Origin of the sequence: Burkholderia sp. AU18528 (genome assembly GCF_002223215.2) — a bacterium.
Taxonomy (GTDB): Bacteria; Pseudomonadota; Gammaproteobacteria; order Burkholderiales; family Burkholderiaceae; genus Burkholderia; species Burkholderia semiarida.
Window position 1 is genome coordinate 936,255 of the sequence record NZ_NKFC02000005.1, and the last position, 12,018, is coordinate 948,272.

12 protein-coding genes are annotated in these 12,018 nt (G+C 71.7%); 6 read left to right on the forward strand and 6 right to left on the reverse strand.

From position 1 onward, the window contains the following. Positions 1–59: 59 nt before the first annotated feature. The 5 genes from CFB52_RS16050 to fliE all read right to left on the reverse strand — a co-directional run bounded on the left by CFB52_RS16050 (position 60) and on the right by fliE (position 3,170). Positions 60–377: an EscU/YscU/HrcU family type III secretion system export apparatus switch protein gene (locus CFB52_RS16050; RefSeq protein ID WP_059583955.1), complete on the reverse strand. Its 318-nt coding sequence runs from the start codon at positions 375–377 to the stop codon at positions 60–62. After that, positions 377–1,732: a flagellar hook-length control protein FliK gene (locus CFB52_RS16055; RefSeq protein ID WP_099316907.1), complete on the reverse strand. Its 1,356-nt coding sequence runs from the start codon at positions 1,730–1,732 to the stop codon at positions 377–379. The genes CFB52_RS16050 and CFB52_RS16055 overlap by 1 nt, the downstream gene beginning before the upstream one ends. Before the next feature lie 132 nt (positions 1,733–1,864). Continuing rightward, positions 1,865–2,197: a flagellar protein FliT gene (locus tag CFB52_RS16060; protein ID WP_059583960.1), complete on the reverse strand. Its 333-nt coding sequence runs from the start codon at positions 2,195–2,197 to the stop codon at positions 1,865–1,867. Beyond that, the gene (fliS, locus tag CFB52_RS16065; RefSeq protein ID WP_059583963.1) at positions 2,194–2,628 is read right to left on the reverse strand and encodes a flagellar export chaperone FliS; all 435 of its coding nucleotides are present in this window, start codon (positions 2,626–2,628) and stop codon (positions 2,194–2,196) included. Before fliS ends, CFB52_RS16060 begins: the two co-directional genes overlap by 4 nt. A gap of 197 nt (positions 2,629–2,825) precedes the next feature. Then, entirely contained in the window at positions 2,826–3,170 is a 345-nt protein-coding gene (gene fliE, locus CFB52_RS16070; RefSeq protein ID WP_059583964.1) for a flagellar hook-basal body complex protein FliE, read from the reverse strand. A gap of 248 nt (positions 3,171–3,418) precedes the next feature. Between fliE and fliF the strand changes: the two genes are divergently transcribed. Genes fliF through CFB52_RS16105 form a run of 6 tightly spaced genes read left to right on the forward strand, consistent with a single transcriptional unit; the run spans position 3,419 to position 10,262 of the window. Further along, complete coding sequence (gene fliF / locus CFB52_RS16080) at positions 3,419–5,188, forward strand: flagellar basal-body MS-ring/collar protein FliF (protein ID WP_099316908.1); 1,770 nt, start codon at positions 3,419–3,421, stop codon at positions 5,186–5,188. Next, positions 5,178–6,173 (forward strand): flagellar motor switch protein FliG, encoded by a 996-nt coding sequence (gene fliG, locus CFB52_RS16085; RefSeq protein ID WP_050014223.1) that lies wholly within the window; start codon positions 5,178–5,180, stop codon positions 6,171–6,173. Before fliF ends, fliG begins: the two co-directional genes overlap by 11 nt. After that, a complete protein-coding gene (fliH, locus tag CFB52_RS16090; RefSeq protein WP_059583968.1) occupies positions 6,166–6,849 on the forward strand; it encodes a flagellar assembly protein FliH in 684 nt (227 codons plus the stop codon). The genes fliG and fliH overlap by 8 nt, the downstream gene beginning before the upstream one ends. Before the next feature lie 32 nt (positions 6,850–6,881). Continuing rightward, on the forward strand, positions 6,882–8,387 hold the full coding sequence (gene fliI, locus CFB52_RS16095) for a flagellar protein export ATPase FliI (protein WP_264160265.1): 1,506 nt from the start codon (positions 6,882–6,884) through the stop codon (positions 8,385–8,387). 5 nt (positions 8,388–8,392) lie between these two features. After that, positions 8,393–8,851, forward strand: a complete 459-nt coding sequence (gene fliJ / locus CFB52_RS16100) for a flagellar export protein FliJ (protein ID WP_059583972.1) — start codon at positions 8,393–8,395, stop codon at positions 8,849–8,851. Between the two features lie 31 nt (positions 8,852–8,882). After that, the gene (locus CFB52_RS16105) at positions 8,883–10,262 is read left to right on the forward strand and encodes a flagellar hook-length control protein FliK (protein WP_059583973.1); all 1,380 of its coding nucleotides are present in this window, start codon (positions 8,883–8,885) and stop codon (positions 10,260–10,262) included. 29 nt (positions 10,263–10,291) lie between these two features. Here CFB52_RS16105 and CFB52_RS16110 read toward each other — a convergent pair whose 3' ends face one another. Next, a complete protein-coding gene (locus tag CFB52_RS16110; RefSeq protein WP_059583975.1) occupies positions 10,292–11,932 on the reverse strand; it encodes a GMC family oxidoreductase in 1,641 nt (546 codons plus the stop codon). Positions 11,933–12,018 lie beyond the last annotated feature (86 nt).

The following is a 12,018-nucleotide window of genomic DNA, read 5'->3' on the forward strand; positions in this document are numbered from 1 at the left end:
GGAATGATCCCGCCGACCACGAGCCGCATGTCGCAAGAAGCCGCGCGACGGCAGGCCGTTCAGCGCAACGGCGGCAGCGGGAAGCGCGGCGCGGCCGCGTCCGGCGCGGGCTCGGTGCGATCGAGCGCGTACAGCCATGCGAGCAGATCGGCGACCGCCTGATAGAGCTGCGGCGGGATCCGGTCGTCGAGATCGACCTGCATCAGCAGCGACACCATCTCCGGTGCCGTATGCACGTACAGCCCCGCGTCGTGTGCGCGCGCGACGATCATCTCGGCGAGCACGCCGTAGCCCTTCGCGACCACCCGAGGCGCCGCGTCGCCGCCCTTCGGGTCGTAGACGAGCGCGGCCGCGCGCTTGCGGGACGTCATGCTCATCACAGCGCCTCGTCGTCGTCGCCCGGCACCCGCACGTCGGCCGCGCCGCGCGCGTACGCGGCGGCGGCGGCCTGGGCGGCAAAGAGGTCGAAGCCGTCCGGCCCGTCGTCGACCGCGCGAATCGACAGCCCGCCCACCTTGAGCCCCGAACCCTCGAGCCGCTGCCGCAGCGCGGCTTCGTTGCGCGTGAGGCGGTCGGCGCCCGTCTGGTTCGCGCGTAGCCGCGCGACGAGCTGTGCGCCGTTCAGCACCAGCTCGGCGTCCACCGTGCCGAGCGAGGGCAGCGTCAGCGTCAGGCGCGTGCGCCACGCGATGCCGTCGCCCGTGTCGTCGTCACCGCCGCCGCGCGGTGCACGGTGGCCCGGCTCGTCGGGTTCGATCGTCCAGTCGAGCCGCGCGCCGGGCCACGCCTCGCCGGTCCAGCGAAACTGGTCGGTCGCGAGCGCATCGAGCTGCTGCCGAACGAGCGGCACGGCGGCCGGGTGCACGGGCGCGAGCGGTTGCGCCTGCGGGTCGGACGATGCGGCGGCCAGCCCGGCACGCGCGGGCGTCCAGTGGGCATCGGCGTGCGCGGCCAGCGGATCGGCGGCGTCGGGCGGCGACGATGCGCCCGGCCGGGCGGCCGCCGGCGCGGCCTGGGCGGGGTCGCGCGCAGGCGCGCCGCCCTGGGCCGGCGGTTGCGCGGTGGCCCGCGCGGCGGCGGGCAGCGGCGGGCGCGGTGCGAGCAATTCGTCGAGCACGTCGGTCGGCTCGCGCGGGACGGCTTCCGGGTCGGCCGGCGCGGGCGCGGGCGCGAGCGCGGTCGCGAGGCGCGCCTGCGGCTCGCGCATCAGTGCCGCGAGCGGCCGCTGGCCGGCCAGCCATTGCGCGAGATGGGATTCGTAGAAGAGGCCGCTTTCGCTCACGGCCTGCGCCAACGCCGCCCGCAACGCAGCGACCGGCGGCGGCGCGGCCGCATCGCGCGCCGCTGCCGTGGACGACGCTTCAGCGGAAGCCGGCGTGGAAGACGCAGCGGGACCGGACGCAGCCGGCGCGCGCGCCGGCACGGGCGTCTCGGTGAGCAGCACGGTGGGATCGGCGAGCAGCGGCAGCCGGCCGACGATCGCCGGCGTCGCGTCGCCGCCCGAGCGCGAGATCGCGTCGAGCACGCGCCCGACGTCGGACAGCGCGGTCTGCGTGGAAGCGGGCGGCGCGGCGCTCGGGCTGCCGGCCGGCGGCGAGGACGACGCGCCGGCGCCGGGCGTGCCGACCTGCGAGGCCGCGCCGCCGCCCGCCGGCGCCGATACGGTGCCGGTCAGCAGGCTGTCGAGGCGGCTCGCCAGCAGCGCGGCCGCAACGGAGTCGATACCGGTCATGATCGAAGCCTGCCTATATCAGCCACATCGTTGCGAATCGGGGCGCGGCACGCCGGTGCCGCCCGCGGGACCGGCACGCGCCGCGTGCGGCGCCGGGCCCGGGCGCCCCGCACCCGCCTCCGGACCACGGCCCTACCCGCGCGCGCGGTACAGATCGGTCAATACCTGGGTGGAGCGCCGCGCCTCGAACAGCGCGGACAGCCGCGCGACGTCGGGACTCGCGAGATCGCGGATCGCGGCGTCGTCGGCCAGGATGCGACGGATCAGGTCGAGCTTGCGGCCGAGATCCGACTCGTCGAGCGCGACGCCCGGATCGGCCTCCTTCAACCCGTCGACGAGTTGCATGAATTCGGCCTGCAACTCCGGCAACGCGCTCCAGTCGGCGTCGCGCGCGGCGCACAGCATCCGGCCCGACACGGCGGCGAGCGCCTCGTAACGCGCGAAGTATTCGGCCTTGTGATTCATCGTGATGCTTCCGCTACCTGTTGCGCGGCCATCCGCGCGACTTCCGGGGCGATGCCCGTCCATGCTTCCTCGAGCGTCGCGAGCAGGCGGTCGACCTCGACCAGCATCGCGTCGCTCGCCTGCGTGTTCGCTTCCAGCAGGCGCCGGCCGATATACGCATACAGCGCATCGAGCCGGTCGGCGATCTGGCCGCCCGCGTCGCGGTTCAGCGACGCCTGCAGGCCGCTCTCGACGATCCGGATCGCCTTGCCGATCGCCTCGCCGCGCCCGGACACGTTGTCCTGCTGCAAATGCATGCGCGCCAGTGCGATCGCCTGCCGTGCGCCCTGGTACAGCATCGCGATCAGCCGGTGCGGGGAGGCGCCCATCACCCCCGTCTCGACGCCGACACGCGCGTACGCATTGGCTCCAGCGTGTCCTGGGGAAAACATGCGCTTCTCCTTGTTATTTGCGTTGGCTAGTCAGGAGCCGCGGCCGTGCGTTGCACGGGACGGCCTTCACCGGAGTTATCGGAAGGGATTTGAAAAGCTTTAGGTGCGCGGAGGCTGCCGTCGGGCAAGCGATGCCGGCCGCCCGCCTCACCCGGCAAGCCCCGAGCCGTCGCCGGACGGCCGTCCCCGGATGGCCGTCACACCGCCATCTGCATGATGTCGTTGTAAGCGCTCACCAACTTGTTGCGGACCTGGAGCCCGAACTGGAAGCCGATATTGGCCTTCTGCATGTCGACCATCACGTCGTTCAGCGAGATGTTCGGCGCGCCGACCTCGAACGCCTTCGCCTCGCCAAGCGCGTGCTGCTGGTCGCCGCTGATCTTGTCGAGCGATGCCTTCATCGCGCTCGCGAACGTGCCGGCCGTCGCCGCGCCCGCGCCGGCCAGCGCCGCCGTCGGGCTCGCGACGCCGCCGGACGCCTGCGCGGCCATCGACTGCATCTGTTGCAACACCGAACCGATTCCGCTGACGTTCGCAGTCATGCTGTCCCCAGACATAGAGAAGAGACCCGGACACACCGGGCGACCCGCCGGCGCCGCACCACGCGCACCATGCCGGATCGCGACAAAGGATAGCAGCGCGGTGCGCGTCAAAGCCGCGAAAGTACGGGGGAAACCCCGCTCTTTTCGGTCGATCGGAGTGCGCCGCGGGTCCCGATAATCGCATCGTGTCATTGTCCGCCCGCTCGTCCGAGCGAGCTCAGTCGTCCCGCTCCGGAGAAACTCGACGCATGGATTCGCAGGCCAACTCGCTGATCAACCCAGACGCCCGCGCGGGCCTCAGCCCGGTGCCCGGCGCCGCCGCGGCCGCCGCGTTGCCGGGCGCGGGCGGCGCAGGCGCAGGCGCGGACTTCGGGCTTGGCGGCTTCGCGGAACGCATTCCCGGCATCTCGCGGATGAAGGGCAACCCGAAGCTGCCGTTCGTGATCGCCGTCGCGTTCGCCATCGCCGCGATCACCGCGCTCGTGCTGTGGAGCCGGGCGCCCGACTACCGCGTGCTGTACAGCAACCTGTCGGACCGCGACGGCGGCGCGATCATCGCCGCGCTCCAGCAGGCAAACGTTCCCTACAAGTTCGCCGATGCCGGCGGCGCGATCCTCGTGCCGTCGAGCCAGGTGCACGAGACGCGCCTGAAACTCGCCGCGATGGGGCTGCCCAAGGGCGGCTCGGTCGGCTTCGAGCTGATGGACAACCAGAAATTCGGCATCAGCCAGTTCGCCGAGCAGATCAACTACCAGCGCGCGCTCGAAGGCGAGCTGCAGCGCACCATCGAATCGATCAATGCCGTGCGCGGCGCGCGCGTGCATCTCGCGATTCCGAAGCCGTCGGTGTTCGTGCGCGACAAGGAAGCGCCGAGCGCGTCGGTGTTCGTCGACCTCTACCCGGGCCGCGTGCTCGACGAGGGCCAGGTCCAGGCGATCACGCGGATGGTGTCGTCCGGCGTGCCGGACATGCCGGCCAAGAACGTGACGATCGTCGACCAGGACGGCAACCTGCTGACCCAGACCGCATCCGCTTCCGGCCTCGACGCGAGCCAGCTCAAGTACGTGCAGCAGGTCGAGCACAACACGCAGAAGCGCATCGACGCGATCCTCGCGCCGATCTTCGGCGCCGGCAACGCGCGCTCGCAGGTCAGCGCGGATCTCGATTTCTCGAAGATCGAGCAGACCTCGGAAAGCTACGGCCCGAACGGCACGCCGCAGCAGGCCGCGATCCGCAGCCAGCAGACCAGCAGCGCGACCGAACTCGCGCAGGGCGGCGCGTCCGGCGTGCCGGGCGCGCTGTCGAACACGCCGCCGCAGCCGGCCTCCGCGCCGATCGTCGCCGGCAACGGCCAGAACGCGCCGCAGACCACGCCGGTCAGCGACCGCAAGGACCAGACGACCAACTACGAGCTCGACAAGACGATCCGCCATACCGAACAGCCGATGGGCAGCGTGAAGCGGCTGTCGGTGGCGGTCGTCGTCAACTACCAGCCGGTGGCCGACGCGAAGGGCCACGTGACGATGCAGCCGCTGCCGCCCGCGAAGCTCGCGCAGGTCGAACAACTCGTGAAGGACGCGATGGGTTACGACGCGAAGCGCGGCGACTCGGTGAACGTCGTGAACAGCGCGTTCTCGACCGTGACCGACCCGTACGCCGACCTGCCGTGGTGGCGCCAGCCCGACGTGATCGCGATGGCGAAGGAAGCCGCGAAGTGGCTCGGCATCGCGGCGGCCGCGGCGGCGCTCTACTTCATGTTCGTGCGCCCGGCGATGCGCCGCGCGTTCCCGCCGCCCGAGCCGGCCGCGCCGGCGCTCGCGGCGCCGGAGGACACGGTCGCGCTCGACGGCCTGCCCGCGCCAGAGAAGGCGGCGGAGGAAGCCGATCCGCTGCTGCTCGGCTTCGAAAACGAGAAGAACCGCTACGAACGCAACCTCGACTACGCGCGCACGATCGCCCGCCAGGATCCGAAGATCGTCGCCACCGTCGTGAAGAACTGGGTGTCCGATGAACGCTGAAGGCTTGACCAAGAGCGCGCTGCTGCTGATGTCGATCGGCGAGGAAGAGGCCGCGCAGGTATTCAAGTTCCTCGCGCCGCGCGAGGTTCAGAAGATCGGCGTGGCGATGGCCGCGCTGAAGAACGTCACGCGCGAGCAGGTCGAGGACGTGCTGCAGGAGTTCGTGAAGGAAGCCGAGCAGCACACCGCGCTGTCGCTCGATTCGAACGAGTACATCCGCTCGGTGCTGACGAAGGCGCTCGGCGAGGACAAGGCCGGCGTGCTGATCGACCGCATCCTGCAGGGTAGCGACACGAGCGGCATCGAGGGCCTCAAATGGATGGATTCGGCCGCGGTGGCCGAACTGATCAAGAACGAGCATCCGCAGATCATCGCGACGATCCTCGTGCACCTCGACCGCGACCAGGCGTCGGAAATCGCGTCGTGCTTCACCGAACGGCTGCGTAACGACGTGCTGCTGCGGATCGCGACGCTCGACGGCATCCAGCCGGCCGCGCTGCGCGAGCTCGACGACGTGCTCACCGGCCTGCTGTCCGGCAGCGACAACCTGAAGCGCAGCCCGATGGGCGGCATCCGCACCGCGGCCGAGATCCTGAACTTCATGACGAGCGTGCACGAGGAAGGCGTGCTCGAAAGCGTGCGCCAGTACGACGCCGATCTCGCGCAGAAGATCATCGACCAGATGTTCGTGTTCGAGAACCTGCTCGACCTCGAGGATCGCGCAATCCAGATGATCCTCAAGGAAGTCGAGTCCGAAACGCTGATCATCGCGCTCAAGGGCGCGCCGCCCGCGCTGCGCCAGAAGTTCCTCGCGAACATGTCGCAGCGCGCGGCCGAACTGCTCGCCGAGGATCTCGACGCGCGCGGCCCGGTACGCGTGTCCGACGTCGAGACGCAGCAGCGCCGCATCCTGCAGATCGTGCGCAACCTCGCCGAGAGCGGCGCGATCGCGATCGGCGGCAAGGCGGAAGACGCCTATGTCTGATTCGGCGAGCGATCGCGTGGGCACCCTCACCGCGTACCAGCGGTGGGAGATGGCGTCGTTCGACCCGCCGCCGCCCCCGCCGCCGCCCGACGACGCGGCGGCCGCTGCGGCCGCGCTCGCCGAGGAGTTGCAGCGCGTGCGCGACGCCGCGCACGCCGAAGGCCATGCGGCCGGCCACGTCGAAGGCCAGGCGCGCGGCTACCAGGCCGGTTTCGAACAGGGCCGCGAACAGGGTTTCGAGGCCGGCCAGGCCGAAGCGCGCGAACAGGCCGCGCAACTGGCGGCGCTCGCCGCGTCGTTTCGCGAAGCCGTCTCGGCCGTCGAACACGATCTCGCGTCCGACCTCGCGCAGCTCGCCCTCGACATCGCGCAGCAGGTCGTGCGCCAGCACGTGAAGCACGACCCGGCCGCGCTGGTCGCCGCCGTGCGCGACGTGCTCGCGGCCGAACCGGCGCTCGCCGGCGCGCCGCATCTCGCGGTGAATCCGGCCGACCTGCCCGTCGTCGAGGCGTATCTGCAGGACGACCTCGACACGCTCGGCTGGAACGTGCGCACCGACGCGTCGATCGAGCGCGGCGGCTGCCGCGCGCACGCCGCGACCGGCGAGGTCGACGCGACGCTGCCCACGCGCTGGCAGCGCGTCGCCGCCGCGATCGGCAAGGTGAGCACGTGGTGACGCGCTCGCCCGACGCGCTCGCGCACGACGGCATGACGCCGCTCGAACGCGAGCTCGCGCTTGCGTCGTTCGGGCCGGCTGCCCCGCACGATCCCGCATTCGACGCCTCGCCGCACGCGGCATCCGAGGCCGCCGGCGCCGCCCCGCGCGCGCCGCACAATCCGCACCTCGCGCACTGGCGCACGCACCTGAACGGGCTCGCCGCACGCAGCCACCGCGCGCTGCCGCTGCGGCCGTGCGGCCGCCTCACGCGCGCGGCCGGCCTCGTGCTCGAGGCGATCGGGCTGCGCCTGTCGGTCGGCGCCGAATGCACGATCGAACTGCCGCCCGGCAGCACGCTGCCGCACGCGCAAGCCGAAGTCGTCGGCTTCGCCGGCGACCGCCTGTTCCTGATGCCGACCACCGACGTCGCCGGCGTGCTGCCCGGCGCACGCGTGTGGCCGCTCGAGGCCGCGCCCGTCGCCGATCCGCTCGCGGGCGCGAAGCGGCTGCCGGTCGGCTGGGAAATGCTCGGGCGCGTCGTCGACGCATCGGGCCGCCCGCTCGACGGCCTCGGCCCGCTCGCGTCGAAAGTCGACGCGCCGCTGTCGGCGCCGTCGATCAACCCGCTCGATCGCGAGCCGATCCACCATGTGCTCGACGTCGGCGTGCGCGCGATCAACGCGCTGCTCACCGTCGGCCGCGGCCAGCGGATGGGCCTGTTCGCCGGCTCCGGCGTCGGCAAGTCGGTGCTGCTCGGCACGATGGCGCGCTACACGAGCGCGGAAGTGATCGTGATCGGGCTGATCGGCGAACGCGGCCGCGAAGTGAAGGAATTCATCGAGCAGATCCTCGGCGAGGACGGGCTCGCGCGCTCGGTCGTCGTCGCCGCGCCGGCCGACGTGTCGCCGCTGCTGCGGATGCAGGGCGCCGCGTACGCGACGTCGCTCGCCGAGTACTTCCGCGACCAGGGCAAGCACGTGCTGCTGCTGATGGATTCGCTGACGCGCTATGCGATGGCGCAGCGCGAGATCGCGCTGGCGATCGGCGAGCCGCCCGCGACGAAGGGCTATCCGCCGTCGGTGTTCGCGAAACTGCCCGCGCTCGTCGAGCGCACCGGCAACGGGCCCGAAGGCGGCGGCTCGATCACCGCGTTCTACACGGTGCTGACCGAAGGCGACGACCAGCAGGACCCGATCGCCGATTCGGCGCGCGCGATCCTCGACGGCCACATCGTGCTGTCGCGCGCGCTCGCCGAGGCCGGCCACTATCCCGCGATCGACATCGAGGCGTCGATCAGCCGCGCGATGACCGCGCTGATCGACGAAACGCATCTCGACCACGTGCGGCAGTTCAAGCAGATGCTGTCGCGCTACCAGCGCAATCGCGACCTGATCGCGGTCGGCGCCTACGCACCCGGCCGCGACGCGCAGCTCGACCGCGCGATCGCGCTTTACCCGCGCATCGAGGCCTTCCTGCAGCAGGGCTTTCGCGAATGCGCGCCGTTCGCATCGAGCCTCACCGCGCTCGATGCGCTGTTCGACGCTTACGGAGGCTGATCCCGATGGCCCACGGCTTTCCCCTTCAGTTGCTGCTCGACCGTGCGCAGGAAGACCTCGACTCGGCCGCGAAGCAGCTCGGCACCGCGCAGCGCGACCGCACCGCGGCGGCCGAACAGCTCGACGCGCTGCTGCGCTACCGCGACGAATATCACGCGCGCTTCGCGCAATCCGCGCAGAGCGGGATGCCGGCCGGCAACTGGCGCAATTTCCAGGCGTTCATCGACACGCTCGATGCGGCGATCGCACAGCAGCGCACCGTGCTCGCCGCGGCCGACGTCCGCATCGACGAGGCGCGCCCGAACTGGCAGCAGAAGAAACGGACCGTCGGCTCGTATGAAATCCTGCAGGCGCGCGGCGTCGCGCAGGAGGCGAAGCGCGACGCCCGGCGCGAACAGCGCGACGCCGACGAACATGCCGCGAAGATCCTGCGCATGCGGGCCGACGCGGCCCGCTCGTCGTAACCGACCACCGCCTTCGAACGAGAGAACCGTCATGCCTCCCCTGCCCCTGCTCGGCGCGCTGCTCGACACCGCCGGCGCCGCACTCAAGGCCACCCGCGGCCCGGGCGCGTCCGCCACTGCCAACGATGCGCCGGCTGCCGCGAGCGCCGTGCCGTTCGCGCAGACGCTGAAGCAAAGCGTCACCACGCGCGGCGACACGGCCAGCACCGGTGCGCCGGACGTGCCGGCCAAACAGGCTGCGTCGAAGCCGGCCGCCGGTGCGAAGCCGTCCGGCACGGACGACGACGACGCAACCGACGCCACGGCCGCGAACGCCACCGCCACCGCCAACCCCGATGCCGCCGCGCTCGCGGCTGCCGCGGCCGTGCAGGCGCAACTGCAGGCGCGCCCGGACACCGCGACGCCGGCCGACGCGACGACCACGGCCGCGGCGGCTGGCGCTGCCGCCGCGCAAAAGACGGCCGTGCCGGGCCAGCCGGACGCCGCGGCCACGCTCGCCGACCATGCAACCCAGGACGCAGCCGCCCTGCCAACCGACCCGGCATCGAGCCGCGACGCGCTGCAAGCGGCGCTCGCCAAGCTGACGGGTGGTGCGAACGCGATTGCGATGCCTGCGACCGGCACGAGCGCCACCGCCACGCCGACGGCGCCGGCCGCGACCACGTCGAACGCCGCCGCGCCGCTCACGCCGAAAGTCCCGACCTTCGACCGTACGCTCGCCGACGCGAAAGGCGCGCTCGCCACCCAGCAGACGCCGGCCCAGGTCACGCCGCAGACGCTGCAGGCCGACGCGAACGCGCAATCCGGCGCACAGCACGCGCTCGCGGCAGCCGGCAACGCAACCGACCCGGCCGCCAGCGCGACGCTCGCGGCAGGCGCGGCGGCCACGGCCGCCGCGCAGGCGAACCTGCAACTGTCGCCGGCTGCCGGTGCGATCGCCGCCGCCAACGCGCACGCGCTCGCGCCGCACGTCGGCACGGCCGACTGGACGGATGCGCTGAGCCAGAAGGTCGTGTTCCTGTCGAATGCGCACCAGCAGAGCGCCGAGCTGACGCTCAACCCGCCCGATCTCGGGCCGCTGCAGGTCGTGCTGCGCGTCGCGGACAATCACGCGCACGCGCTGTTCGTGTCGCAGCACGCGCAGGTGCGCGACGCGGTCGAAGCCGCGCTGCCGAAGCTGCGCGAGGCGATGGAAGCGGGCGGGCTCGGGCTCGGCAGCGCGACCGTCAGCGACGGCGGCCTCGCGTCGCAGCAACAGCAGCAAAACCCGCAGCAGACTTTCGCCGGCGGCCAGCCGTCGCGACGCGGGAACGGCGGACCGTCAGCCGTCGATGCACCCGTCGACGCCGCGCGATCCGCACCGGTCGCCGCACCCGTGAGCCGCGCCGGCCTCGTCGATACGTTTGCCTGAGCATGGTCGCTGCCGTGCGCGCGCCGCGTCTAGCGACCGTGCACCGCCGCGGCCGCCTCGCCGCGCGGCACGCCGCCCTTGCGCGCCGCGGCGATGAAGTCCGCCGCGCGTTCGCCGATCATCACCGACGGCGCATTCGTGTTCCCGCCGACCAGCGTCGGCATCACCGACGCATCCACCACGCGCAATCCGTCGACGCCGCGCACGCGCAGTTGCGGATCGACGACCGCGCGCGCATCCGAGCCCATCCGGCAGGTGCCGACCGGGTGATAGATCGTGTCCGCATGCGCGACGATCGTCGCGCGCAGCTCCGCTTCGCTCTGGTCCGGCCGCGTGTACAGCTCGCGCCCGCCCTGCGACGCCAGCGGCGCCTGCGACAGGATGCGGCGCATCGCCTGCGTGCCGCGCACCAGCAGGTCGAGGTCGCGTGAATCGCTGAAGAAGCGCGGATCGATCAGCGGCGCATCGCGCGCATCGCCGCTCGCGAGCGCGACCGTGCCGCGGCTGAACGGCCGCAGTGCGCACACGTGCAGCGAATAGCCGAAGCCCCAGTGCATCTTGCGGTTGTGATCGTCGACGAGCGCCGTGCAGAAATGCAGTTGCAGGTCGGGACGCTCGAGCGACGGGTCGCTCTTGATGAAGCCGCCGGCCTCCGCGACGTTGCTCGTCATCATCCCCGTGCGGCGCGAGAAATAGCGCACGAGCGCCGGCGTCATCTTCGCGATGCCGCGCAGGCACACGCCGACCAGCTCCGACGAATTCACGCGCGTGTTGATGATGAAGTCGATGTGGTCGATCAGGTTCGCGCCGACGTCCGGCGCATCGTGCACGACCGCGATCCCGTGCCGGCGCAACTGCTCGGCCGGGCCGATCCCCGAACACATCAGCAGTTGCGGCGAATTGAACGCGCCGGCCGACAGGATCACTTCCGCACGCGCGCCGAGCGTCTCGAGCCGCCCGTCGCGCGACACGACGACGCCGACCGCGCGCTTGCCGTCGAAGCCGACGCGCAGCACCGTCGCATCGGTGATCACGTGCAGGTTCGGCCGGTTGCGGCCGTAGATATACGCGCGCGCCACGCTGCAGCGCGAGCCGTCGCGATGCGTGACCTGATAGAAGCCGACGCCTTCCTGCGTCGCGCCGTTGAAGTCGTCGTTCAGCGGATAGCCGGCCGCATGCGCGGCCTGGATGAATCGTTCGGAGAACGGATTGCGAAAGCGCAGATCGGACACCGTGAGCGGGCCGTCCGCGCCGTGCCATGCATCCGCGCCGCGCTCGTTGCCTTCCGCGCGGCGGAAATACGGCAGCACGTCCTGCCAGCCCCAGCCCGTCGCGCCCAGTTGCGCCCACTCGTCGTAGTCGCCCGGGTGGCCGCGCGTATAGATCATCGCGTTGATCGCGCTCGAGCCGCCCATCCCGCGCCCGCGCGGCTGGTAACCGCGCCGCCCGCCGAGGCCCGGCTGCGGCACCGTCTCGTAGCCGTAGTTCGTGCCGAGCTTGAACGGCACCAGCGCCGCGATGCCGACCGGCATGTTGACGAGCAGATTGCGCTCCGTATGCGAGCCGGCCTCGATCAGCGCGATCGTCGCATCGGGGCAGGCATCGGCGAGACGGCCGGCAAGGCTCGCTCCGCCCGAACCTCCGCCCACGATGATGTAGTCGTATTGCATGTCACGTCTCCGTCGTGTCATGGAGGTCGCCCGGCACTGCCGCGCGACCGTGTCTCCTCTTTGGAGGGTCTGTTTGCAGATGGAAC